Raw genomic sequence first — 22,822 nt, 5'->3', positions numbered from 1 at the left:
TTCGGTTGCCTAGGCCTGCTCGGCCATGCGCCGACGCTCCCCCAGCAGGCTACGCCCATACAGCAACGCGATGCCGGCCAGCGCCAGGCCCTGAGCCGACAGGCTCCAGGCGTCGGCATGAATGCCCAGCCAGTCGAACTCGAAGAAGGCCACCGGCCTCGTGCCGAGCACGCCAGCCTCCTGCAGCGCAGCCACGCCATGGCCGGCGAAGACCACGGAGAGCACGCACAGCAGCAGCGCATTGACGCCGAAGAAGGTCGCCAACGGCAGTTGGCGCGAGCCACGCAGAATCACCCAGGCCAGGCCGATCAACAGCACCAGTGCGGCGGCGGCGCCAGCCAGCACCGCGCCATGCCCAGCAGGGCCGGCCTGCAGCCAGAGGGTTTCGTAGAACAGGATGACTTCGAACAGTTCGCGATACACCGAGAAGAACGCCAGCACAGCGAAGCCAAAACGACCACCGCCACCGACCAGGCTGCTTTTGATGTAGTCCTGCCAGGCGGCGGCGTGGCGACGGTCATGCATCCACACACCGACCCACAGCAGCACCACACTGGCGAACAGCGCCGTGGCGCCTTCGAGCAGCTCGCGCTGAGCACCGCTGATGTCGATCAGGTAGGCCGCCACCGCCCAGGTCGCGACACCGGCGAGCAGTGCCAGGCCCCAGCCGATGTGCACACTGCGTACCGCCTGCTGCTGTCCGGTATTGCGCAGGAAGGCGAGAATCGCTGCCAGCACCAGAATCGCCTCGAGCCCCTCGCGCAGCAGAATCAGCAGGCTGGCGAAGAAGCTCAGACTGTCGTCCATCGCGCCATCGGCCAGCAGCGCAGCGGCCTTGTCCAGCTCGACCTTGGCCTGCTCCAGTACCTGGGCAGCCTGCGCAACGCTCGCGCCATCCTGCAGCGCCTGCCGATAGGCCATCAGGGCGCGCTCGGTGGTCTTGCGCTGCAGGGCATCGAGGTTGTCGAGGGCGCCTTCGACCAGCTCGAAGCCCTCCAGGTAGGCACCGACGGAAAGGTCATAGGCCTGCTCGTGATCACCCTCGCGATAGGCCTGCAGGCTGCGCTCCAGGGTTTCACGGGTGTAACCGATCAGTTGCTGCGGGCCGCGCTGCTCCAGCAGCGGATGCGCGCGCAGCGCGCGGAACGCGGCGACATCGCCACCGTCAGCAGCGATTTCGGCAGGCGTGCGGCCGGCCAGCTCGCTCATGGCGAAGCGTGTCTGGCCCTGCGCCGGCGCTGCAGTGAAACCGGCGATGTAGACGGCCAGGTCCCAGCGTTGACGCTCGTCGAGCTGATCGGCGAAGGCCGGCATATCGGTACCGTCGACGCCCAGGCCGAGGGTGTTGTAGAGATCAAAGAGGCTCAGTCGATCCAGACGTGCGGCATCACGCAGATTCGCTGGCGCTGGCTCCAGGCCGATGCCGGCAGGCCCGTCACCCAGGCCGATATCGCCATGGCACACCGAGCAGTGCTGAGCGTAGAGCGGCGCACCACGTTCCGGGTCCGGTGTCAGCACCGGGCTCTGCGCCACCTGATAAAGCTCGGCCAGGCGTGAGCCCAGCTTGCGCGCGGCGCCAGCAACCTCCTCGCCCGGCTGGCGCTGGGCAATCGCCTGACGCAGATTGGCAGCGCCCTGCTCCAGCTCGGCGCGGCCGGCCTGAGCGGGCAAGGCGACGATCAGGCCCTGCAGCACATCGAGAAATTCCAGTTGTTCCTGGTATTCGCCAGCATCGACGACCTGGCCGCCCGCGACGGTGGCCGGGTAATCAGCGCCGATGTATCCGATCAGGTGCAGTGCCTGTACGGCACCCTCGAGAGGCTCGCCAACGGCGAGAAAGCTGAGGCAGGCCAGCAACGGCAGCATCAGCCAGGAAAGGGGGAAACGAAAGCGGATCATCAATGCATCCCAAACGAGAATGGGTGACATTAAATTGTTGCCGGCCTAACGATCAAGCACAAGGAGAATATGAAATATTTGGTAACAATCAGCTGAACAGCACCTCAAAGACCACCCTGCCCGCACGGACGGACATCCAGAACCTGCGAAGCACCCGGACTCCCGCCTTTGCGGGAGTGACGATGAATGACTGTTTCACGACATCCCTGGCAAAGGCCATCGGCCAGCGTTCAACGATAGCGAACGAGACTCAGACTGCCGCGCGCTTGACGGTCGCCAGCAAGCCCGCAGCGGCGGCGAACAGCGCGGCAAAACTGCGATTCATCACCCGCTGCTGGCGGGGAGTGCGCAGCAGGCGCAGGACGCGCGAGGCGAGGCCCGTGTAGCCGGCCATGACGATCAGATCCACGATGATCATGGTCACGCCCATCACCAGATACTGCGCCACCAGCGGCGCATGCGGATCGATGAACTGCGGCAGCACCGCGAGCATGAAGACGATGGCCTTGGGGTTGCTGAAGTTGACCAGAAAGCCGCGCAACACCAGAGCCAGCGGGCGGCCGATAGGACGCTCGGCCGTGCCAGTATCCAGGTCGCTGGGCAACGCGACCCACTGCTTGTAAGCGAGGAACACCAGATAGGCCACGCCGAACCACTTGATCAGGCTGAAGGCCAGGGCCGAGGTGGCAAGAATGGCGCCCACGCCCGCAGCGACGATGGCGATCTGCAACGCCAGACCGAGCTGCAAGCCGAGCGCGTTCCAGTAACCGCGCAAGAAGCCGTACTGCATACCGGCAGACATCGAGGCCACGGCACCGGCACCCGGCGACAGGCTGATCACCCAGCAGGCGACGAAGAAAGCGAGCCAGGTTTCCAATGCCATGATGCGTACCTCGAGAAGCTGAATTCAGGGGAATAGCAGCACAGCCTACTCCTGCTCCAGCGCCTCGACCAGCCGGTCAGCGCCAGCGGCGCACCGACTTCTGGAAGAACAGGCTGTTGGGCACCTGCAACACGGCGCCGACAGCCTCCTCACTGAGATCCTGCAGGGTGGTGTAGAACAGGTTGATGGAGATCACCTTCCCTTTCACGCCCGGCTTGTCGGCGCTTTCGATGACCTCGACGGTATCCCCCAGGCGAAACGGCCCCATGGTGAAAATCAGCAGCGCGCAGAACATGTTCGACAGCACGCTCCAGATGGCGAAGAACGCCACCGCGGCGACAGCGGTGAAACCGGTCAGCGCCGTCCACAACACCGTCGCCGAAACCCCCAGGCGCTCCAGCACCATGAGCAGCGCGCTGCCCATGATCAGCCAGCGCACCAGACCCCGCAGCGGCTGCAGCACTTCGGCCGGCAACAGGCTGTAGCGCGCCCCAAGGCGACTGATGGCGCGGGTAAGAATGCGCTGGGCGAGCCAGGCCAGCAGGATGATCAGCAACACCTGGCCGCTACGAATCAGCGGGTCGCGCCAGGCCGCCAACAGTTCAAGCTGTTCCATTACTCGGCTTCCTCCAGTTGCTGCTGCAATGCCTCCAGGGTTTCCAGCGCCACCAGCCAGGCCTCCTCCAGTTCGGCCTCGCGGGCCTTGAGCTGCGCCTGTTCAGCCAGACGCTGGCGCAGTTCGTCCTTGCGCGCGGACTCGTACAGACCGCTGTCGCCCAGTTGGGCTTCCACGGCGGCGAGCTTTTCCTGCACCTTGCCCAGCTCCTGTTCGAGCTTGTCGGCCTGCTTCCTGTGCGGCGCCAGTTGCTGGCGCAGCGTGGCGGCAGCCTGGCGCTGGGCGCGCTTGTCGGTCTTGTCCGCCGCGCCTTCGGCCGGTGCGCTGGGCGTTGCCTGGCGCTGACGGTAGTCGACCAGCCAGCGCGCATAGTCATCGAGGTCGCCGTCGAACGGCACCACGCGCCCTTCAGCAACCAGCAGGAACTCGTCGGTGGTGCTCTTGAGCAGATGGCGATCGTGCGAGACCACCACTACGGCGCCCGCGAACTCCTGAAGGGCCATGGTCAGCGCCAGGCGCATCTCCAGATCCAGGTGGTTGGTCGGTTCGTCGAGCAGCAGCAGATTGGGCTTGCCCCAGGCGATCAGCGCCAGGGCCAGACGCGCCTTCTCGCCACCGGAGAAATTCACCACCGGCTCGTCGCAACGCGGGCCACGGAAGTCGAAGCCACCAAGGAAGTCGCGCAAGGTCTGCTCGCGCTCGCTCGGTGCCAGACGCTGCAGGTGCAGCAGCGGGCTGGCCTTGTCGTCCAGCGCATCGAGTTGATGCTGGGCGAAATAGCCGATCACCAGGTTCTCGCCACGGGTCAGGCTGCCGCTCAGCGGCTGCAGTTCGGCCGAGAGGTTCTTGATCAGCGTCGACTTGCCCGCGCCGTTGGGGCCGAGCAGGCCGATGCGCGCGCCCGGCACCAGGCTCAGCTTGACCTGCTGCAATACGGTCTTGTCGCCATAACCGAGGCGACCTTCGCTGAGGCTGAGCAGTGGCGTGGAGATCTTCTCGGCCTCGCGGAAGACGAAGTCGAACGGCGAGTCGACATGCGCCGCGCTCAGCTCCTCCATGCGTTCCAGGGCCTTGATCCGGCTCTGTGCCTGACGCGCCTTGGTGGCCTGGGCCTTGAAGCGGGCGATGTATTTTTCCATGTGGGCGCGTTGCGCCTGCTGCTTCTCGTAGGCCTGTTGCTGCTGGGCCAGACGCTCGGCACGGGTACGCTCGAAGGCCGTATAGCCACCACGGTACAGCGTCAGCTTGCGCTGCTCGACATGGGCGACGTGATCGACCACGGCATCGAGAAAATCGCGGTCGTGGGAGATCAGCAACAGGGTGCCGGGGTAGCTTTGCAGCCAACCTTCCAGCCAGAGAATCGCATCCAGATCCAGGTGGTTGGTCGGTTCATCCAGCAGCAACAGGTCGGACGGGCACATCAGCGCCTGGGCCAGGTTCAGGCGCATGCGCCAACCGCCGGAGAAGTCGCCGACACGGCGGTCCATCTGCGCATTCTCGAAACCCAGGCCGGCCAGCAGCTTGCGCGCGCGGGCATCGGCGGTATAGCCATCGGCGCTGTCCAGCTCGCTGTGCAGGCGGGCGATGGCGGCGCCATCATGCGCCTGCTCGGCGGCAGCCAGTTCGGTCTGCACGCGGCGCAGGTTGTGATCGCCGTCGAGCACGTAATCCACCGCCAGCCGATCGAGGGTATCGACCTCCTGGCGCATATGGGCGATGCGCCAGTCACCGGGCAGCAGGCAATCGCCGGCATCAGGTGTCAGCTCTCCGCGCAACAGGGCGAATAGGCTGGATTTGCCGGCGCCATTGGCACCGATCAGGCCGGCCTTGTGGCCGGCGTGCAGGGTCAGCTCGGCGCCGTCGAGAAGACGCTGCGGGCCACGCTGTAGAGTGAGGTTCTGGAGTCGGATCATAATGGCGGCGGAGTCTACCAAATCGCCCCGGAGGCCGCGTGCAGGATCTGTGGAATTTCGCCCTCGAACTCTACGCCAGAGCAGGCGTGGAACAGGCCTGCCTGGAGTTGCAGGAAGCGGGTAACGACGTTTGCCTGCTGCTGACCGGCGCCTGGTTGCAGCGGCGTGGCGTGCGCTGCCTGGATGAACGCCTGCAAGCACTGCAGGCATTGGCCGGCCCCTGGCAACGCGAGGTGGTCGCGCCCTTGCGTCAGACACGCCGCAACTGGCGTGCGGCCGCAAGCCAGGATGCGGAACTCGCAGCCTTGCGCGAGCAGATCAAGAAACTGGAGCTGCAGGCCGAGCGGGTATTGCTCGAACGCTTGCAGGCGCTGGCCGAAAACTGGCCAGACGAGGCAGGCGACAAGGATTGGCTGGTGCGCCTGGCTGGAGGGAACAGCGCCGCGCTGCAGGTGCTGCGCGGCGCCGTTGAGCACCCTTAGGACGCGCTCGGAGTACCCGGGGCGGTGGCGCCATTGGTCGTCGCAGCAGCAGGGGCTGCCGGAGCAACCGCTGCGGCGGCCGGCTTGGCCGCTGCCGGCTTGGTCGGAGCCTTCTTCGCCGGCGCCTTCGCAGCGGCTGGCTTCTTCACTACAGCCGGCTTGCTCGCAGGTTTGCTCGCGGGTTTCGCAGGCGCAGCCTTGGCAGCTGGCTTAACAGCGGGCTTGGCCGCAGGTTTACTGGCCGCTGCGGGCTTGGCCGGTGCTTTTGCCGCAGCAGGCTTGGCTGCCGGTTTGGCGGCGGGCTTGGCTGCTGCGGGTTTGGCAGCAGCTTTCGGCGCAGCGGGTTTTGCCGCAACGGCCTTGCTGGCAGCTGGTTTGGCCGCAGGTTTGCTGGTTGCCACAGGCTTCGCTACTGGCTTGGCGACGGTTTTGCTCGCCGGTTTGGCGGCAGCCGGCTTGGCCGGGGCTTGCTTCACTGGTGCCTTGGCAGCAGCAGGCTTCTTCGCCGCGACCGGTTTGCTGGTCGGTTTGACGGCTGGAGCAGCGGCTTTCGCTTCACGCACATCCAGCGCCTTGCCGGCCGCTTCCTTCACTTTGCCAACACCCTGCGCCAGCTTCAGGCTTTCCTGAGCGTCGCGCTTGAGCTGGGCGATGTAGGTGCGGGTTTCGCTCTGACGGGCCTTGAGCGCATCGAGCAGCTCCTCCAGCTCGGCGACAGCATCCTTGGCCTTGGCCTGCGCCTTGGCCTTGCCGGCAACAGCGGCGTCCTGCAGTTTGCTGCGAGCCTTGTGCAGTTTTTCCTGAGCCTTGCCGCGCTGTTTCTCCAGCTTGGCGAGCAGCTTCTCGGCGTCGATCAGTGCTTGCGAGCAGGCATTTTCCAGGTGATCGAGCAGGCTGGCAGACAGTTGGTGCAACAGGTGCAACGGGGTAGTGATGGACTTCTTCTTGGCCGACATGGCGCGCCTCCAGGCGGATGTGAACGCGACCATACTAGACGCAGCCGCGAGGGCTCGCCATAGGCCTTTTGGCCATGACAGCAAAGGCACTGCTCGCCTGGCATAATCGGCAGCATCTTGATCGGGAGACATCGTCATGAGCCGCGCCGTACTAGCCGCCCTCGCCATCTGTTGCAGCCTGGGCGTGCAGGCCGACCAGCACCAGCAGGATCTGGCCTACAGTCTCGGCGTGCGCCTTGGCGAGCGCCTGCACGACGAGGTGCCAGATCTGCCGCTGAGCGACTTGCTCGAAGGCTTGCGCCAGGCCTACGAGGGCAAGCCCCTGCGACTCGACGCCAGCCGGATCGAGCAACTGCTCGACGAGCACGAAGCGCGTATCGAAGCCTCACCACAGCGCCACAGCAAGGCCATCGAGGCGCAGCAGCGTTTTCTCGCCGAGCAAGGTCGCCGCCCTGACGTGCGGGCACTGGCCAACGGCGTGCTGGTGACCGAGCTCAGCCCTGGCAGCGGTCCCACACCCACCGCTCGCAGCCGCGTGCAGGTGAGCTACCGAGGCGAACTGGCGGACGGCAGCGTCTTCGACGAGAGCAGCACACCGCAGTGGTTTCGTCTGGACAGTCTGATCGGCGGCTGGCGCAGCGCGCTGCTGCAAATGCCCAAAGGCGCTCACTGGCGCCTGGTGATCCCATCGGATCAGGCTTACGGGGAGGAAGGCGCGGGTGACCTGATACCACCCTATGCGCCACTGGTGTTCGACCTGCGCCTGCTCGACGTGGCCGACTGAAGACCAGCCTGCTGGCCTGAGGCCGATCCGACAAAACGCGGCCCTGCACAGGAGCCCCGCCTCGGGGCGAAGCTTTTCAAGTGCGTGCCGCACTGATTGGCAGCGCGGCGCCGCTCCTGCAAACTTGATGCGTCGACGCTTAGCCGACTGGCATCAACCTGACGGCCCGCAGTGCTCCGGGCCATTGCCAACACGGGCTCAGAGCGCTTCGGCGGCCTGTTCCTGATGCGCGTTGTGCAGCACTTCGATCAGGCAGTCTTCCAGTTCGAAGCGCTCGTGCAGCAACTGCCCCAGATGATTGAGCTCCGCCACCAGCGACGTACTGTCGCGGCAATCGCCATTGTCGCAGTGATCGTTGAAGGCCAGCGCGACCGCCGTAATGGCTTCGATGCGCGGGTAGATCTGCTTGGCCAGTTCCAGACCACGCTGATCATTGAAGGCCTTGGCCTCGTTGGTCAGTTGCTCGTAGACCTCGAAGTGACCAGCAGACACGTAGTCCACCAGCAACTCGCAGAACCCCTGCAGAGACTCACCGTTGATGGCTGGCGCCTGCGGCGCCTTGGTAAGGGCGCTGTAAGCCAGCACAAGTTCGCGGCGTTCACCCAGCCAACGGTCGATCAACTGGTGAACCCCACCCCAACGTTCCTGTGCGTTCTGGCAACTCTCAAGCATGATGAACCTCGCTTCCCTTATCGATAATGCCTGTTATACGTCCGCTCCCGAGACGTTTTTCTGTCAATGGGTGCTTGGCCTTGGGAAGGCAACCGCGAAATGGCATTTTTCCGGCGGTGCGTGCGAGCCAGATTATGCCCGTGGGCACCCACCATCAAGGCATCGCTGCGAGAAAGTTTCATACGAGCGTTTAATCTCGAAGCCACGACCCACGTGGCTTCGTGCAATTCGCATTCTCAATTGCGACGCAGTAGCTGGAACAGGCAGAAACCGAGCATGCCGATGAAACCGAGCAGGCTCCACTCAGGGATGCTCATGCCGAACAGCGTCCAGTTGACCTCGGCACAGTCAGCGCTACCCTGGAACACCAGACGCACAATGTCCTGCATCGGTAGGGCTTCCATCATGAACTCGAGGCTGGGCAGGCAAGCTTCGAGCTGATCGGCCGGCACGCTTTGCAGCCAGATCTGCCGGCCGGCGGTAGCGGCGCCAGCACCGGCGAACAGCAGGGCCAGCACGGCGTAGATGCGGCGGCCGAGACTACCGGGACCATGGATCGCAGCGATCAGGCAGACCACGCCGAACAGAATGACGCAGATGCGCTGCAACACGCACATCGGGCAGGGCTCCAGCCCGACGACATGTTCCAGGTAAAGGGCAACCGCCATCAGCAGTACGCAGCCGATGAATGCCAGGAAAAACAAGGGACGCGGGCTGGCCAAGTGCATGGTGGCTCCGGGAGGGAAATCGAGGGCAGTACGGTAGAGTAAAGCGAGGGCGCCTTTCAAGGCGCCCCATGGCTCAGAGCAAGCTGTTCATCATGCCCGAACGCCCCTCCGTCCGCACGGCGAGCCCGCTGCGGCAATCAGCCGCATCCATTCAGGCTGTCACGCCCTGCGGTTGCGGCAGCGACGGCAAGCCCTGATGCAACAGGCCGAGACTCTCCAGCAACAGCTGATTGCTGCGTTCCAACTCGCCCAGTTGCGCCAGCAGACGCGCCAGCTCTGCGCAGGTCTCCGGGTGGCGCTCGATTTTCAGACTGGTCTCGAAATAATCACGCGCCTTGCCCCACAACTGGTTCTGCAGGCACAGGCGGCCCAGGCTCAGCAACAAGGCTGGGTCCTGCGGATGCTGCTTGAGCCAGAGTTCGGCCGTTTGCAGCTGGCGCGCCGGGTCGGCGCCACGCAGCACACCGTAAAAGCGCGCCAGACGGCTGTCGTAACCGCGCTTGAGCGCGCTACGCAGAACCTCCTCGGCTTCTTCCTGCGCACCCAGTCGACGCAGTTGCTCGACATAGGTGGCGATCAGCTCAGGCTCCTGACGCAGCGGCGCGGAAAGTTGCTGCCAGGCTTGCGTCAGCGGCTGCAGCGCGGTTTCGCCATGGCCCTGGCCAGCCAGGCCGGCAGCGGCCAGGCGGCCACGCCAGGTCTCGCGCTCCAACTCATCGAGCTCTGCCGCGGGCAGCGCCTTTTCCTTGCGCAACTCGGGCAGCAAGCCAAGCAGCGCCGACCAGTCCTGGCGCTGCAGATACAGGCGCTGCAGCTGACGCAGCACCAGATGATGCCCCGGGTGACGCTCACGCATGACCTGCAGGGTCTGCAGCGCCGCATCCGTGTCGCCACGCTTGCGTTGCAGCTCGGCGTGGGTCAGGGCAATCGCCAGCTCGGCCTGGGGTTGCTTGTTCAGTGCGCGCTCGAGCAATGCGTCGCTCTGCTCGTGATCGCCAAGCTTGCTGGCGGCACGAGCAGCGCCAAGGTAGTACATCAACGGCCGACTGTCGGCTTCGGCGGCACGGGTCAGCTGGCGCTGGGCACGCGCCCAGCGACCTTCGGCCAGATCGAGCATGCCCTGCTCGGAAGCCAGGCGCACACGACGGTTGCGATGCAGCCGCGACCAGGGGTTGGCCAGCCGTGTCGAGCTGAGCAACAGACGCAGTGTCCACTTGATCAGGTAGTACAGCAGCACCACGACCACCAGCAAGCCAAGGAAGGCCCACAGGCCGGACTGGTAGCGAAAGCTCCTGTAGGCGAACAGCACATAACCGCGATCAGCCTCGATGGCCAGACTGAGCAGATACAGCCCGGCGGCGACGGCCAGCAGTAACAGAAGCCAGATCAGGCGTCTCATTGCGCCTCCTCGGCCGCCGCGGCCCCCTGCCGGCGTTGCGCCTGTTTGCGTTGCAGGTAGGCCTGCAGCGCATCGAGCGACTCGCTCAGATCTGGCACCTTGACCTCGATGCTGGCGTCGGCCAGCTCGCCGAAGCGCTGGCGCAGCGCACGGCTGTCAGGGTTGTCCAGGTTGAAGTGGGCGTCGAGGATTTCCTCGGCCTGCTTCAGCGACTGCTTGTACACACCGGTCTGACCATGCAGCGCAGCCCATTGCGCCTGTTCCAGCGCCAGCGACAGACTCAGGCGCACCTGCGACAGGCTTTGCCCGGACAGCAACGGACGCACGTTGCGATCGGCGTCGAACTCGATACGGAAGTAGTCGGAAAGCTTCTTGGCCCACTCGCTCCACCAGGCACTGCCGTCGCCTTCGGCTGCCAGATCGGAGAGCACGTCGCCCTGCCCTTCGAAGGTCGGCGCCAGGGGATTGAGCGTTGCCGCCTGCTCACGCAGGGCACCCAGCTGCAGGAACAGACCGACGCGATCCGGGCGCGCCGTGGTGCGCAGGGCCTCGAGACTGCGACTGAGCTGCTCGCGCGCGGCGAAGGCAGCAGGATCGTCCTGCTCGCGGAGAATTTCATCGGCGGCCAGCACCAGCGCTTCGGCGCTGGCGACATCCTGCAGCGCGGACAATCGCAAGGTGGCCAATCGCAGCAGGTGTTCAGCCTCATCCAGGCGCCAATCCTGGCGACTGCCATCGAGGACGCTTTCCAGGCGCTGACTCATGCGCTGCTGATCGCTCTGCAGGTTGGCCAGCAGGCGGCGACGCTCGTCCAGTTCAGCCGCACTGGGCAGGGCGGACAGGCGCGAATCGAGGCGCTGAGCCAATTCGTCCACTTTCTTCGCGCTGTCGTCGCGGGTGCGCTGCAGGTCTTCGGCCTGCTGCTGGTCCCGGCTCTGCATCTCATGCAATTGCCAGAGGCTCCAGCCACCTGCCCCGGCACCTGCCAGACCGATCAGCAGGGCGAACGCGGCAAGGCCGCTGCCACCGCCACTGCGTGGTGCCTTCACCGGTGGCGGTGTCGGTGTGGGTTTCACGGCTTCGTTGGCCGGTTTTTCTTCTGGCGTGTTCGGGGTGGATGCTTCGCTCACGTATCCGTCCTTTTAGAGGGCGGCAGCCGGAAACTGCTCCAAAGCTGCCTGCAAGGCCGCGGCACTGGCGCCGCGACAGTCCACAACGATCTGTGCACCCGCAGCGCGAGCCTGTTCGGCAACACGCGGGCTGGGTACGAACAAGGGTAGCCGAGCCAACGCCGGCCAGTCATCGCCGGCCAGCTGCAGCAGATGCTCGAACCCCTGCCCACTGCTGACAACCAGGCCGTTCAGGCGTTCCGCTTGCACCTGTCGGCTCAGCTCGCCCGGCGCGTACTGCGGCAGCACGCGGCGATACAGTGGCAGATAGTCGACCGTCACGCCTTGGCCGCGCAAGCATTCGGCGAGTAATTCTCGGCCACCCTCGCCACGCAGGATCAGCACGCGCGGCGCAGAAGCCGCAATGGCCTGCTGCAGCGCAGGCAGAGCGAGCAACGCTTCGCTGTCATCGCCCGAGTCTGGAAAATGCACGCACAAGCCTTGCTCGGCGAGCACGGCGGCGGTGGCGGCGCCGACACTGAACCAGGGCAGATCAGGCGTCGGCGCCCCATGCCGGGCCAGGAGCTGCAGGCCAATCCGGGCTGCCGGCTTGCTGACCACGATCACCGCGCAGTAGCGTTGCAGCTCGGCAAAGGCGTTGCGTTGTTCGGGTGTCTCGTCCAGCGTCTCGATGGCCAGCAGCGGCATGCAGTGGCTTGCGATCCCCTGCGCGGCCAGGGTCTGCGCCAGCGCCGCACAGTCCTCGGCAGGACGGGTCAGCAACAGGCGCCATGCGCTCAAGGGTGACCGGCCTCACCGTAGACGGCCTGGAGAATGGCATCGGCCCCTTGCGCCAGCAGCGCCTCGGCGACACGCACACCCAGGGCTTCGGCATCGCTACTGGCGGCGCGGTCTTCGGCGCGCAGCAACAGGCCCCCGTCAGGCTGGCCGACCAGGCCGCGCAGCCACAGCTGGTCATCTTCGAGCAGGGCGTAGCAGGCGATGGGGACCTGGCAGCCGCCGTTGAGATGCTTGTTCAGCGCACGCTCGGCGGTCACCCGCAGTGCGGTTTCACGGTGGTGCAACGGCGCCAGCAAGGCATGCACGTCGCTGTCGGCACTGCGGCACTCGATGCCCACGGCGCCCTGGCCACCGGCAGGCAGGCTGTCCTCGGCGCTGATCGAGCTGCGGATACGCTCCTCGAACCCCAGACGGATCAGGCCGGCAGCGGCGAGGATGATCGCGTCGTACTCGCCGGCATCGAGCTTGGCCAGGCGGGTATTGACGTTGCCACGCAGGAAGCGGATTTTCAGGTCAGGCCGGCGCGCCAACAATTGAGCCTGACGGCGCAGACTGGAAGTACCGACCACGCTGCCGGGCGGCAACGCATCGAGGCTGGCATAGGTGTTGGAGACGAAGGCGTCGCGCGGGTCTTCACGCTCGCAGATGCAGTACAGACCCAGCCCTTCGGGAAAGTCCATCGGCACGTCCTTCATCGAGTGCACGGCAATGTCGGCCTCGTTTTCCAGCAGTGCGGTTTCCAGCTCCTTGACGAACAGCCCCTTGCCGCCGATCTTCGCCAGCGGCGCGTCGAGCAGCTTGTCGCCGCGGCTGACCATGGGCACCAGACTGACCTTCAGGCCTGGGTGAGCCTGCTCCAGACGGGCTTTGACATGCTCGGCCTGCCACAGGGCCAGGGCGCTCTTACGGGTGGCGATGCGAATTTCGCGGGACATGAGGCAATTCCAGAAAACCGATTGCCGCGAATCATAACAGGCTCGCCCGACGCCGGCTGAAGGAGGCGGCCATAGGCCGCAGCCGGCGCCCTGTTATAGAGCCTGCATCAGTTTACGCACACCAGCCACATGGCGGCGGCTGACCACCAGCGAATCGCCGTCCAGACCTTTGAGGAAGAGTTGAAAGTGTCCGAGCGGGGTGCGCTGCAGGCGCTCGATGCGCTCGCGCGCCACCAGCGCATTGCGGTGGATGCGTACGAAGCGGTCACCGAACTCGTCTTCCAGCGCCTTCAACGGCTCATCCAGCAGCACTTCGCCGCCTTCGTGACGCAGGGTGACGTATTTGTGGTCGGCGATGAAGTAGACCACGTGATCCAGTGGAATCAGCTCGATGCCCTTGCGAGTACGCGCGCTGATATGGGTACGCGGGCCGCCGCCAGTCTCCGCTGCGGGACGAGTCAGAGCGGCCAGTTGCACACGATTGGGTCGCTCGGCCTTTTTCAGCGCTTCGCTCAGGCTCTCGGGGCGCACGGGCTTGACCAGATAGCCCACCGCGCTGACCTGGAAGGCTTCCACGGCGAATTCATCATGGGCCGTGCAAAAGATCACCGCGGGCGGCGCTTCGCGCTCGCACAATTTGGCAGCGACCTGCAGGCCGTCGAGACCGGGCATGCGGATATCCAGCAAGACCACATCCGGCTTGAGGCTATCGATCAGGGTCAGGGCTTCCTCGCCATTGCTGGCGGCGGGTTCCAGGACCCGGTAACCCTCGAGCTCACCGACCATGCGGCTCAGGCGCTCGCGGGCAAGGGGTTCGTCATCGACGATCAGGACATTCATATTGCTCTGGCTTCCTGCGTGAGTCTCGCACAAGGATAGCGTAGACAGCTGTAATGACGGCCGTCACGGCGCTCCACGCTGAGACTCGCGCGCGGCCCAAAAAGTGCCGCCAGGCGCGCATCGATATTACTCAGCGCTTGGTGCGTTCCCCGTGACGGGTGCTGCTCGCCCCGCTCTTCATACGGATTGCTGACACACAAGCTGAACACACCTTCCTGGTAATCCGCTTCGACCCGCACCAGGCCACCTTCGATACGCGGCGCGATGCCATAGATCAGCGCATTCTCCAACAGAGGCTGCAGGGTCAGCTGGGGAATCGGCAGATCCTCCGGCACACCTTCTACCTCCCACTGCAACTGTAGTCGCTCGCCGAGCCGATAGTGCTCGATCGACAGATATCGTTTCGCCAGTTCCAGTTCCTCCTTCCACGGCACCAGCGTGCCAGGTTTGGCCAGGCTGGCGCGAAACAGATCTGACAGGTCCAGCACCGCCTGCTCGGCCTTGTAAGGATCGAGCGTGACCAGGCTGGCGATGCTGTTGAGGCTGTTGAACAAAAAGTGCGGTCGAATCCGCGCCTGCAACGATTCGATCCGCGCACGCAGCTCGGCCTGTTCCTGCCGACGCCATTGGCTCTGCAGATAGAAATAGCGTAGCAGCAGTGCGGACATGATCAGGCTGATCAACGCATGACGCAGATAAAGATTCACTTCACCATTGCGCGGTAGCGGCCCGCCCAGCTCGTAATAGTCGGCCACGGCCGTACAACTCAGGGTCAGCAGCACCACCAGCGCACAGCACAGACCGCCAGCCAGCGCCGGCCGCAGGCGCGCCAGCAAGGGCCGCAATCGACACAGCACAGCAGCCGACAGCAGCACGATCCACTGCACGAACAGTGAAGTCAGGGCCAGGCGTACCCAGTCGAAACCCGGGGTCATCGGCTCGGCGAGCACCAGCACCAGTACCAGCAACTCGGCCAGCAACACCATGCTCAGCAGCGCTTCTGGCTGGCACAGTTCCGGGACGAAGAAGTCGTCGATAGCGGCGTTGTATCTTTTCTTGGCAGAGGATTGTGTGTGCATCGACGCAGTTTCCTTGTCGCCTTGCAAGCCGGCAAGCCAGACGGCTCCAGCCGGACAAAATAAAGCACTGAAATGCCACCTTCAGGGCAAAATTGTGAAGCAACCGACAACGCCATCCTACGCCCAACGGCGAACGCGGCCCGGTGAAACGCCTGCCGACCCTGTTATTATCGACGCACTTTGTCCGCCATGCTGGCCGCCGATGCGGCTTGCCCGATCCAGAGCCCAAATCATGAGCAGCGAAAAAACCAACCAATCCTGGGGCGGCCGCTTCAGCGAGCCTGTCGACGCCTTCGTCGCCCGCTTCACCGCCTCGGTCGAATTCGACAAGCGCCTGTATCGCCACGACATCATGGGTTCCATCGCCCACGCCAGCATGCTGGCCAAGGTCGGCGTGCTCACCGATGCCGAGCGTGACGCCATCATCGATGGGCTCAAGCAGATTCAGGGCGAGATCGAAGCCGGCCAGTTCGACTGGCGCGTCGACCTGGAAGACGTGCACATGAACATCGAGGCACGCCTGACCGACCGCATCGGCGTCACGGGCAAGAAACTGCACACCGGCCGCTCGCGCAACGACCAGGTGGCCACCGATATCCGCCTGTGGCTGCGTGACGAAATCGACGTCATCCTCGCCGAAATCACCCGCCTGCAGCAGGGCCTGCTGGGCCTGGCCGAAGCCGAAGCGGACACCATCATGCCGGGTTTCACCCACCTGCAGACTGCGCAGCCGGTGACCTTCGGCCATCACCTGCTGGCCTGGTTCGAGATGCTTTCGCGCGATTACGAGCGCCTGGTCGACTGCCGCAAGCGCACCAACCGCATGCCACTGGGCTCGGCGGCGCTGGCCGGCACCACCTACCCGATCCAGCGTGAAATCACTGCTGAGTTGCTGGGTTTCGATGCGGTTGGCGGCAACTCGCTGGACGGCGTATCGGATCGCGACTTCGCCATCGAATTCTGCGCCGCCGCTTCGCTGGCGATGATGCACCTGTCGCGCTTCTCCGAAGAGCTGGTGCTGTGGACCAGCGCCCAGTTCCAGTTCATCGACCTGCCGGATCGTTTCTGCACCGGCAGCTCGATCATGCCGCAGAAGAAGAACCCCGACGTGCCCGAACTGGTGCGCGGCAAGACCGGCCGCGTGTTCGGCGCCCTGACCGGCCTGCTGACCCTGATGAAAGGCCAGCCGCTGGCCTACAACAAGGACAACCAGGAAGACAAGGAACCGCTGTTCGACGCCGCCGACACCCTGCGCGACAGCCTGCGCGCCTTCGCCGACATGGTCCCGGCGATCAAGCCCAAGCGCGAAATCATGCGTGAAGCCGCGCTGCGCGGCTTCTCCACCGCCACTGACCTGGCCGACTACCTGGTGCGCAAGGGCCTGCCCTTCCGCGACTGCCACGAGATCGTTGGCCATGCCGTGAAGTACGGCGTCGACAGCGGCAAGGACCTGGCCGAAATGAGCCTGGACGAGCTGCGCCAATTCAGCGACCAGATCGGTGACGACGTATTCGCCGTGCTGACCCTGGAAGGCTCGGTCGGCGCTCGCGACCATATCGGTGGCACCGCGCCGAATCAGGTGCGTGCCGCCGTGGTGCGTGGTCGGGGATTGCTGGCCGCGCGCTGAGCGACTCCTCAGGAACCAGCAGGGAAAAGGAATTCCCATGTTCGAATTGTTGCTGCACGGTTTGGCGATATTCCTCGAGATCGTAGTCAACTACGTCCTTTACCTCACCGGCTGGCTGGTACTGCGACTGCTGACGCTGGGCCGCTACCCAAACCTGCCACTGCGCGTGGGCGACCCCATGGGCTCACGCACTGCCTGGGTCGCAGCGTTCGGTTTCTTTTGCCTGGTGGGATTACCGCTGGCATGGCTGACCGCGACCTACAGCTGAACCTTTGACACGAGAGAAGCACATGCCCCTCACCATCCGCCCCGCCACCCCTGACGACGCCGAGCTGATCCTGCGCTTCATCACCGAGCTGGCCATCTACGAAAAGGCCGAGCACGAGGTGAAGACCGACGCGGCCGGCATCCGCGACAGCCTGTTCGCCGAAGGCAGCACCGCCCACGGCCTGATCTGCGAGAACGACGGCCAGCCCATCGGCTATGCCGTGTACTTCTTCAATTACTCCACCTGGCTGGGCAAGCACGGTCTGTACCTGGAAGACCTCTACGTCAGCCCGGAGGCTCGCGGACTGGGCGCCGGCAAGGCGCTGCTGCGCCACCTGGCACAACGGGCCGTGGAAAGAGGCTGTGGCCGCTTCGAGTGGTCGGTGCTGGACTGGAACACTCCGGCCATCGACTTCTACGAGTCCTTCGGCGCCCGCCCGCAGAGTGAATGGACGACCTATCGCCTGGCCGGCCAGGCCTTGCTGGACTTCGCCGCAGGCTGAGCAAGCCAGCGTCTGGCTGGGGCCACACCTCTGGCCTAAGGTAATTACACCTCCACCTGCCCTGGACCATCATGCGCACTCTCCTTGCACTGCTCAGCGTTATCGCCCCGGCACTGACGGCAGCGACACCGGTCACCATTCCCGTCAATGCATCCTGGCACATGCAGCTCGATGGCAAACTGCAAACACCCAATCGCCTGGTCTATGACATCGACCTGTACGACACGCCCAGGCAAACCATCACCAACCTCAAGGCGGGCGGCCGTATCGTCATCTGCTATTTCAGCGCGGGCACCTGGGAGGATTGGCGCAGCGACGCTCAGGCCTACCCCACGGCGGCGCTGGGCAAAGCATTGCCTGACTGGCCTGGCGAGCGCTGGCTCGACTATCGCCGTGACGATGTACGCCAACTGCTCGGCAAACGTCTGGACCTGGCCGTCGACAAGGGCTGCGACGCTGTCGATCCGGACAACGTGGATGGCTACAGCAATGACAATGGCCTGGGTCTGACGCAAGCCGAGCAGATAGACTTCAATCGTTGGCTGGCCAGCGAGGCGCACAACCGCGACCTGAGCATCGGCCTGAAGAATGCCGTGGAACTGCTGCCGGAGCTCGGCGAGCACTTCGACTTTGCCATCAACGAGAGCTGCTATCGCTACAACGAATGCGAGGGTTACAGTCACATGCGCAGCCAGGGCAAACCGATCTTCATCGCCGAATACCGCACCCTCAATACGAATCTTTGCAGTCGAGCCGCGAACTCCGGCTTTCGCCTGCAATTCTTCAAAGTCAGCCTCAAGGGCGTCGGTGTACCCTGCGACTGAGCCTGCTGCAAAGCACGAGAGAAACCATGAGCCAAAACAACGAGCAAGAAGACGAAGACTTCGCCGAAGCCACCCTGATTCAGGCCATCGAAAACCAGTTGGAAAGCGGCGAGCCCGCTGCCGCCAAGGCGGTTTACAACAAGCTGACGCTGGTCGGTTACGAGCGCGAGGAGATCCTCGAGCTGATGGCGCTGGTCCTGGCTCATGAAGTCGACGCCATGCTGCGCGAAGACCGCCCCTTCGATGGCGCCTGGTATGAGCAGGCTTTGCGCGCACTGCCGGAGCTGCCGAATCTGCCGGAAGAAAACTGAGCAAGGATTGATCCAGGCCAATAGCCGGACTGGCAAGCAGATTGCTACTGTCAGTGCCAACTCCGACCAGGAAGGTACCGTCTTCGATGGCCTGTCAGTCGACTCGAGCTCTGCTTGTCTTCACGCTCTGCCTGGGCGGCGCGTGCATTGCTCGGGCCGAAACGCCGCGCATTGGTGCCGAGGATGACTGGTACCCCTACACCGCTCTGCGCGATGACAGGATCGAGGGCATGTCGGCAGACATCGTCCGCGCGGCGTTCAGTGCCAGCGAAACGTCCGTCGAGCTGGCGCCCTACCCCTATTCGCGCTGCATGGAACTGGCGCGCTCAGGCAGCCTGGCAGGCTGCTTCAACACAACGCCTGACGCGCACATCCGCGCGGAGTTCCTGCTGCCGCAGGAGATGCTGTTCAGCGACGACATTCTGCTCTGGGGCCGTGCGGAGGATGCGCCAGTGGATGATCTGGACGCCATCCGCGGCAAACGTGTGGCAGTCACCATCGGTTATACCTACGGCGAGTACTTCGACAGCTATGCGGATATCCAGCGCATTGCGGTGCGACGCGATATCAATGGTTTTCGCATGCTGCAGCGCGACCGCGTGGACTACGTCATCGCCTTTCGCGGCACCACCGACGCACTGCTGCGCGACAACCCGGAACTGGCCGGCCAATTCAAGGCGCTGACCAGAGTGCATCGCCCGCAACTCTATTTGACCTTCTCCCGCCACCACCCAAAGGCTGCCGCCTTGCTGCGAGACTTCGATGCCGGCATGCGGCGCATCAGGCAGGATGGCACCTACCACCGCATTCTCGCCCACTGGCAGCTCAGCGATGGGCAGAGCTCGGTACATGGCTCTACACTGCAAGAGCGCCATAACAACAAGACGGAGTCACCATGAAGTCATTCACCGCTGACCTGATCGACGAGCTGGAAATCCTCGCCCTGTACAACCTGGACAATCATCAGGAGGGGCTAAAGGTGCACAACAACGCCTCATTCAAGGCGCAAGGCGCCATCACCCGCCTTCACGAAAAAGGCCTGGTGAGCCAGGCCGACGGCGGCTACCTGACCAGCCTGGGCATCGATGCCGCCGAGCATGCGCAAGCCCTGTTGACCATTCTCTCGGCCCGTCAGACCACCTCCGCTTGATCCGAACCGCCCGCTGGCCGCCCTTCAGGGAAAGGCGCAGCGGGCGATATAGCGTCAAATGCACTGCACTGGTGAGCCTACCGCTGATAGGCTTGCCGCATCTGCAGTAGAGTTCGAGCATGACGCGCACCCTGGAAATACGCCCCGATATCGATGACGGCATCGACCGCAAGGTGCTGGCGCAACTGCGCGCGCGCTTTCTGCAGATCAATCAGGGCCGTTTGCAGCGGGCCATGGAGGCGCTGTCCACGCGCCAGCAACTGGTCCTCAAGCTGTTGCCGCTGCTGCTGCACGTCAATCATCCACTGCTGCCCGGCTATGTTTCGGCCAGCACGCCGGCCGGCCTCAGCGGCTTCGAGCCGGATGATGCCAGCCTCGCTGAAGTCCAGCGTCTGACCCGCTCCTTCGTTTATAAACCGCGCCGTGGCCAGGGCGCAGCGCCGCTGCATGGACTGTTCCTGATGGGCAGCCTGGGTACCGTGGCGCAGGCCGAACAGAGCGATATGGACCTGTGGCTGTGCCATTCGCCCGACCTCACGGCGCAGGAACTGCAGGACCTGCGCAAGAAGTGCGATCAGCTGGAGAGCTGGGCTGCCACCCAGGGCGCCGAGGTGCATGTCTTTCTGGTCGACCCGCAGCGCTTCACCCAGGGCGCGCGCGAGGCGCAACTGACCTCCGACGACTGCGGCACCACCCAGCATTATCTGCTGCTCGACGAGTTCTACCGCACGGCCATCTGGCTCGGCGGTCGTACCCCACTCTGGTGGCTGGTGCCGGTCTACGAGGAAGCGCGCTACCACGACTACTGCCGCACCCTGCTGAGCAAACGCTTCGTACGTGCCGAGGACGTGCTCGACCTCGGCAACCTGGCGCATATTCCACCGGAAGAGTTCATCGGCGCCGGCATGTGGCAGCTGTACAAGGGCATCGAGTCGCCCTACAAGTCGGTACTCAAACTCTTGCTCACCGAGGTCTACGCCAGCGAGCATCCCAAGGTCGAGTGCCTGGCGCTGCGCTTCAAGCGGGCGGTGTTCGAAGGCCGCCTGGACCTCGACGAACTCGACCCCTACGTCGTCGTCTACCGTCGCCTGGAAGAGTATCTGAGCGCGCGCGGCGATCAGGAACGGCTGGAGCTGATTCGTCGCTGCCTGTACCTGAAGGTCAACAAGAAGATCAGCCGTCCACCGACGCGCGGCCGCGCCAAGAGCTGGCAGCGCCTGCTGCTCGAGCGCCTGACGGCAGAATGGGGCTGGCAGAGCCGCCAGCTCAACGTGCTCGACAGTCGCAGCCAGTGGAAGGTGCGCCAGGTCGCCGCCGAGCGCCGCGTGCTGGTCAACGAGCTGACCTACAGCTACCGCTTTCTCTCGCAGTTCGCCCGCAGTGCCGAGACCGGCAGCTCGCTGAACAACCGTGACCTCAACGTGCTGGGCCGGCGCCTGTATGCCGCCTTCGAACGCAAGGCCGGCAAGGTGGAGTACATCAACCCCGGCATCGCCCCGGACCTGGCCGAAGACACCCTGACCCTGGTCCAGCATCCTAGCCCCGAAGCACCCAACGAATACCAGTGGGCGCTGTTCAACGGCAGCCTGGGCGCTCAGGAGTGGAGCGACTTCGCCCCGCTCAAGCGTTCGCGCGAACTGATCGAACTGCTCGCCTGGTGCCATCGCAATGGCGTCATCGACAGCAGCACGCGCCTGTCGCTGCATCCGGGCAGCAGCGACCTGACCGATTTCGAACTGTCCAACCTGATCGGCAGCCTGCAACAAAGCTTCCCCTTGCCGCAGCCCAGTGTCGAAGAAGCCGCCCTGCTGCGCGCCAGCATCCCCAGCCAGGTGCTGTTGCTGGTCAATGTCGGGGTCGACCCGCTCAGGCAGCACAGCCAGATGAACGTACACATGACCACCGGGCGCACCGATGCGCTGGGCTATTCAGGGGTACGCGAGAACCTGGTACTGACCCTCGATCAGGTGGTGCTCAACAGCTGGAACGAACTGCAGGTCAGCCGCCATGACGGCACCGATGCTCTGCTCGACTGCCTGCGCGACCTGCTCAACAGCTTGCCGATCAACGGCCCGCAACCTCAGGTACAGGTGCGCTGCTACTGCCGTAATCGTGCGCAACCGATCGCAGAACGCGTCGACGAGCTGCTGCGCGACCTGCTCGACACCTATGCCGAAGGTCGCCAGTCACGCTATCTGGTGCAGGTACGCCAGCATTACCACGTGTTGCAGCTGACACCCGGCCAGGTCAGTCACGCGGCGCTGGGTGATCTGCCGGCACTGCTGGAGCACCTCGGCGCCGAGCAGGAGCTTTACAGCCCCCTGCATCTGGACCGCCATGCCCTCGATGGCGATGACCTCGCGCTGATCCTGCCCATGGGCCGCCCGCAGTGCATCCAGGCGTTCTACCGCCTGCACGAAACCAGCGGCGAAGCGGAGCTGACCCTGCTCGATGAACGCAATGCGCTCTGGCGTCGGCGCCTGCCATTTCGTGATGAGCAGAGTCTGCTGACACCGATCCATCGCTTCCTGCAGTCATTGCTGTATCGGCGCAATGCCATGCTGCCGCTCGATGGCGCCGACAACGAGCCGCCCCTGGAAATTCTCTACTACCAACTGCTGCCAGCGGCGCCATTGCGCGCTCAGCGCCTCGAGCGCAGACCGGCGCCCGAGGCGCAGGTCAGCCATCCGTTCTACGACGTGCAGGCCATCGTCGAGCCAGGCGACGGTCGTCAGCGCCATGTCACGCTGTACTGCAACCATCGAGAGTTCTCCGAGCTGGAGTACGGCCGCGAGCTGTATCGCGCCGTGGCGCAGCACATCCTTGCCCAGCGTGCCGGCGGCGAGCGCTATCCCTGCTACATCACCGACCTGGATCTGTCCGCCCTGCTGGCCGGACAACAGGCGCAGACCGTGCACTACCTGCGCTACAAGGGCGAGCTGGAGAATGCGCTGAACGCGGCGTTGCAGCAGGCCTAGTCTCGCGACATGAATGTTCTGCAGTTGCCCGCGAGGCAGCACCGCAGGACCGGTCAACCCACCATT

General features: G+C 64.4%; 23 protein-coding genes. 10 read left to right on the top strand and 13 right to left on the bottom strand.

Translation table 11 applies throughout. The annotated features are described in order from the left end of the window. Positions 1–9 precede the first annotated feature (9 nt). The 4 genes from ACN0X6_RS04035 to abc-f all read right to left on the bottom strand — a co-directional run bounded on the left by ACN0X6_RS04035 (position 10) and on the right by abc-f (position 5,311). Positions 10–1,899 carry an FTR1 family protein gene (locus tag ACN0X6_RS04035; RefSeq protein ID WP_417702298.1) on the bottom strand — a complete coding sequence of 630 codons (1,890 nt, stop codon included), beginning with the start codon at positions 1,897–1,899 and terminating at the stop codon, positions 10–12. Between the two features lie 250 nt (positions 1,900–2,149). Further along, on the bottom strand, positions 2,150–2,782 hold the full coding sequence (locus ACN0X6_RS04030; protein WP_417702296.1) for a LysE family transporter: 633 nt from the start codon (positions 2,780–2,782) through the stop codon (positions 2,150–2,152). A 76-nt stretch (positions 2,783–2,858) separates the two neighbouring features. Then, a complete protein-coding gene (locus ACN0X6_RS04025) occupies positions 2,859–3,398 on the bottom strand; it encodes a mechanosensitive ion channel domain-containing protein (protein ID WP_417702294.1) in 540 nt (179 codons plus the stop codon). Continuing rightward, positions 3,398–5,311 carry a ribosomal protection-like ABC-F family protein gene (gene abc-f, locus ACN0X6_RS04020; protein ID WP_417702292.1) on the bottom strand — a complete coding sequence of 638 codons (1,914 nt, stop codon included), beginning with the start codon at positions 5,309–5,311 and terminating at the stop codon, positions 3,398–3,400. Before abc-f ends, ACN0X6_RS04025 begins: the two co-directional genes overlap by 1 nt. Before the next feature lie 38 nt (positions 5,312–5,349). Between abc-f and ACN0X6_RS04015 the strand changes: the two genes are divergently transcribed. Then, complete coding sequence (locus ACN0X6_RS04015; RefSeq protein WP_417702290.1) at positions 5,350–5,793, top strand: TIGR02444 family protein; 444 nt, start codon at positions 5,350–5,352, stop codon at positions 5,791–5,793. Here the strand turns inward: ACN0X6_RS04015 and ACN0X6_RS04010 are convergent. Next, positions 5,790–6,749, bottom strand: a complete 960-nt coding sequence (locus ACN0X6_RS04010) for an AlgP family protein (protein ID WP_417702288.1) — start codon at positions 6,747–6,749, stop codon at positions 5,790–5,792. The two genes, ACN0X6_RS04015 and ACN0X6_RS04010, sit on opposite strands and share 4 nt — an antisense overlap. Positions 6,750–6,885: 136 nt before the next feature. Here ACN0X6_RS04010 and ACN0X6_RS04005 point away from each other — a divergent pair, with 136 nt between their 5' ends. After that, entirely contained in the window at positions 6,886–7,533 is a 648-nt protein-coding gene (locus ACN0X6_RS04005; RefSeq protein ID WP_417702286.1) for an FKBP-type peptidyl-prolyl cis-trans isomerase, read from the top strand. Positions 7,534–7,731: 198 nt separating this feature from the next. Here the strand turns inward: ACN0X6_RS04005 and rsd are convergent, their stop codons facing one another. The 8 genes from rsd to ACN0X6_RS03965 form a co-directional block, all read right to left on the bottom strand. After that, the gene (gene rsd / locus ACN0X6_RS04000; RefSeq protein ID WP_417702284.1) at positions 7,732–8,205 is read right to left on the bottom strand and encodes a sigma D regulator; all 474 of its coding nucleotides are present in this window, start codon (positions 8,203–8,205) and stop codon (positions 7,732–7,734) included. A gap of 236 nt (positions 8,206–8,441) precedes the next feature. Next, the gene (locus ACN0X6_RS03995) at positions 8,442–8,933 is read right to left on the bottom strand and encodes a disulfide bond formation protein B (protein WP_417702282.1); all 492 of its coding nucleotides are present in this window, start codon (positions 8,931–8,933) and stop codon (positions 8,442–8,444) included. 151 nt (positions 8,934–9,084) lie between these two features. Continuing rightward, complete coding sequence (locus ACN0X6_RS03990; protein WP_417702280.1) at positions 9,085–10,332, bottom strand: heme biosynthesis HemY N-terminal domain-containing protein; 1,248 nt, start codon at positions 10,330–10,332, stop codon at positions 9,085–9,087. Further along, positions 10,329–11,462 (bottom strand): uroporphyrinogen-III C-methyltransferase, encoded by a 1,134-nt coding sequence (locus ACN0X6_RS03985; protein WP_417702278.1) that lies wholly within the window; start codon positions 11,460–11,462, stop codon positions 10,329–10,331. Before ACN0X6_RS03985 ends, ACN0X6_RS03990 begins: the two co-directional genes overlap by 4 nt. Positions 11,463–11,474: 12 nt before the next feature. Next, the gene (locus ACN0X6_RS03980) at positions 11,475–12,242 is read right to left on the bottom strand and encodes a uroporphyrinogen-III synthase (RefSeq protein ID WP_417702276.1); all 768 of its coding nucleotides are present in this window, start codon (positions 12,240–12,242) and stop codon (positions 11,475–11,477) included. Further along, the gene (hemC, locus tag ACN0X6_RS03975) at positions 12,239–13,177 is read right to left on the bottom strand and encodes a hydroxymethylbilane synthase (protein ID WP_417702274.1); all 939 of its coding nucleotides are present in this window, start codon (positions 13,175–13,177) and stop codon (positions 12,239–12,241) included. The genes ACN0X6_RS03980 and hemC overlap by 4 nt, the downstream gene beginning before the upstream one ends. 93 nt (positions 13,178–13,270) lie before the next feature. After that, positions 13,271–14,017: a LytR/AlgR family response regulator transcription factor gene (locus ACN0X6_RS03970; protein WP_417702272.1), complete on the bottom strand. Its 747-nt coding sequence runs from the start codon at positions 14,015–14,017 to the stop codon at positions 13,271–13,273. Continuing rightward, positions 14,014–15,096, bottom strand: coding sequence for a sensor histidine kinase (locus ACN0X6_RS03965; RefSeq protein ID WP_417702270.1), 1,083 nt, complete (start codon positions 15,094–15,096; stop codon positions 14,014–14,016). The genes ACN0X6_RS03970 and ACN0X6_RS03965 overlap by 4 nt, the downstream gene beginning before the upstream one ends. A gap of 232 nt (positions 15,097–15,328) precedes the next feature. Here ACN0X6_RS03965 and argH point away from each other — a divergent pair, with 232 nt between their 5' ends. The 8 genes from argH (at position 15,329) to ACN0X6_RS03925 (ending at position 22,756) form a co-directional block, all read left to right on the top strand. Continuing rightward, entirely contained in the window at positions 15,329–16,723 is a 1,395-nt protein-coding gene (gene argH / locus ACN0X6_RS03960) for an argininosuccinate lyase (protein ID WP_417702268.1), read from the top strand. A 37-nt stretch (positions 16,724–16,760) separates the two neighbouring features. Then, positions 16,761–16,991, top strand: coding sequence for a hypothetical protein (locus ACN0X6_RS03955; RefSeq protein WP_417702266.1), 231 nt, complete (start codon positions 16,761–16,763; stop codon positions 16,989–16,991). Between the two features lie 22 nt (positions 16,992–17,013). Further along, entirely contained in the window at positions 17,014–17,493 is a 480-nt protein-coding gene (locus ACN0X6_RS03950; RefSeq protein ID WP_417702264.1) for a GNAT family N-acetyltransferase, read from the top strand. 71 nt (positions 17,494–17,564) lie between these two features. Then, a complete protein-coding gene (locus ACN0X6_RS03945; RefSeq protein WP_417702262.1) occupies positions 17,565–18,317 on the top strand; it encodes an endo alpha-1,4 polygalactosaminidase in 753 nt (250 codons plus the stop codon). A 26-nt stretch (positions 18,318–18,343) separates the two neighbouring features. After that, entirely contained in the window at positions 18,344–18,628 is a 285-nt protein-coding gene (locus tag ACN0X6_RS03940; protein WP_417702260.1) for a hypothetical protein, read from the top strand. Between the two features lie 86 nt (positions 18,629–18,714). Then, positions 18,715–19,527 carry a substrate-binding periplasmic protein gene (locus ACN0X6_RS03935; protein ID WP_417702258.1) on the top strand — a complete coding sequence of 271 codons (813 nt, stop codon included), beginning with the start codon at positions 18,715–18,717 and terminating at the stop codon, positions 19,525–19,527. After that, complete coding sequence (locus ACN0X6_RS03930; protein WP_100548426.1) at positions 19,524–19,778, top strand: TIGR02647 family protein; 255 nt, start codon at positions 19,524–19,526, stop codon at positions 19,776–19,778. The genes ACN0X6_RS03935 and ACN0X6_RS03930 overlap by 4 nt, the downstream gene beginning before the upstream one ends. Before the next feature lie 119 nt (positions 19,779–19,897). Continuing rightward, positions 19,898–22,756: a class I adenylate cyclase gene (locus ACN0X6_RS03925; RefSeq protein WP_417702256.1), complete on the top strand. Its 2,859-nt coding sequence runs from the start codon at positions 19,898–19,900 to the stop codon at positions 22,754–22,756. The last annotated feature ends 66 nt before the right edge of the window (positions 22,757–22,822 follow it).

Source organism: Pseudomonas sp. (genome assembly GCF_048269965.1).
GTDB lineage: Bacteria > Pseudomonadota > Gammaproteobacteria > Pseudomonadales > Pseudomonadaceae > Aquipseudomonas.
Note: the sequence above shows the minus strand (reverse complement) of the source record. Positions and strands in the feature narration are given on the sequence as shown.

What these genes read in the sequence shown, in the direction of transcription:
- ACN0X6_RS04035 (WP_417702298.1), bottom strand. Translation starts at nt 1,899, where the DNA reads ATGATCCGCTTTCGTTTCCCCCTTTCCTGGCTGATGCTGCCGTTGCTG.
- ACN0X6_RS04030 (WP_417702296.1), bottom strand. Translation starts at nt 2,782, where the DNA reads ATGGCATTGGAAACCTGGCTCGCTTTCTTCGTCGCCTGCTGGGTGATC.
- ACN0X6_RS04025 (WP_417702294.1), bottom strand. Translation starts at nt 3,398, where the DNA reads ATGGAACAGCTTGAACTGTTGGCGGCCTGGCGCGACCCGCTGATTCGT.
- abc-f (WP_417702292.1), bottom strand. Translation starts at nt 5,311, where the DNA reads ATGATCCGACTCCAGAACCTCACTCTACAGCGTGGCCCGCAGCGTCTT.
- ACN0X6_RS04010 (WP_417702288.1), bottom strand. Translation starts at nt 6,749, where the DNA reads ATGTCGGCCAAGAAGAAGTCCATCACTACCCCGTTGCACCTGTTGCAC.
- ACN0X6_RS04005 (WP_417702286.1), top strand. Translation starts at nt 6,886, where the DNA reads ATGAGCCGCGCCGTACTAGCCGCCCTCGCCATCTGTTGCAGCCTGGGC.
- rsd (WP_417702284.1), bottom strand. Translation starts at nt 8,205, where the DNA reads ATGCTTGAGAGTTGCCAGAACGCACAGGAACGTTGGGGTGGGGTTCAC.
- ACN0X6_RS03995 (WP_417702282.1), bottom strand. Translation starts at nt 8,933, where the DNA reads ATGCACTTGGCCAGCCCGCGTCCCTTGTTTTTCCTGGCATTCATCGGC.
- ACN0X6_RS03990 (WP_417702280.1), bottom strand. Translation starts at nt 10,332, where the DNA reads ATGAGACGCCTGATCTGGCTTCTGTTACTGCTGGCCGTCGCCGCCGGG.
- hemC (WP_417702274.1), bottom strand. Translation starts at nt 13,177, where the DNA reads ATGTCCCGCGAAATTCGCATCGCCACCCGTAAGAGCGCCCTGGCCCTG.
- ACN0X6_RS03970 (WP_417702272.1), bottom strand. Translation starts at nt 14,017, where the DNA reads ATGAATGTCCTGATCGTCGATGACGAACCCCTTGCCCGCGAGCGCCTG.
- ACN0X6_RS03965 (WP_417702270.1), bottom strand. Translation starts at nt 15,096, where the DNA reads ATGCACACACAATCCTCTGCCAAGAAAAGATACAACGCCGCTATCGAC.
- argH (WP_417702268.1), top strand. Translation starts at nt 15,329, where the DNA reads ATGAGCAGCGAAAAAACCAACCAATCCTGGGGCGGCCGCTTCAGCGAG.
- ACN0X6_RS03955 (WP_417702266.1), top strand. Translation starts at nt 16,761, where the DNA reads ATGTTCGAATTGTTGCTGCACGGTTTGGCGATATTCCTCGAGATCGTA.
- ACN0X6_RS03950 (WP_417702264.1), top strand. Translation starts at nt 17,014, where the DNA reads ATGCCCCTCACCATCCGCCCCGCCACCCCTGACGACGCCGAGCTGATC.
- ACN0X6_RS03945 (WP_417702262.1), top strand. Translation starts at nt 17,565, where the DNA reads ATGCGCACTCTCCTTGCACTGCTCAGCGTTATCGCCCCGGCACTGACG.
- ACN0X6_RS03940 (WP_417702260.1), top strand. Translation starts at nt 18,344, where the DNA reads ATGAGCCAAAACAACGAGCAAGAAGACGAAGACTTCGCCGAAGCCACC.
- ACN0X6_RS03935 (WP_417702258.1), top strand. Translation starts at nt 18,715, where the DNA reads ATGGCCTGTCAGTCGACTCGAGCTCTGCTTGTCTTCACGCTCTGCCTG.
- ACN0X6_RS03930 (WP_100548426.1), top strand. Translation starts at nt 19,524, where the DNA reads ATGAAGTCATTCACCGCTGACCTGATCGACGAGCTGGAAATCCTCGCC.
- ACN0X6_RS03925 (WP_417702256.1), top strand. Translation starts at nt 19,898, where the DNA reads ATGACGCGCACCCTGGAAATACGCCCCGATATCGATGACGGCATCGAC.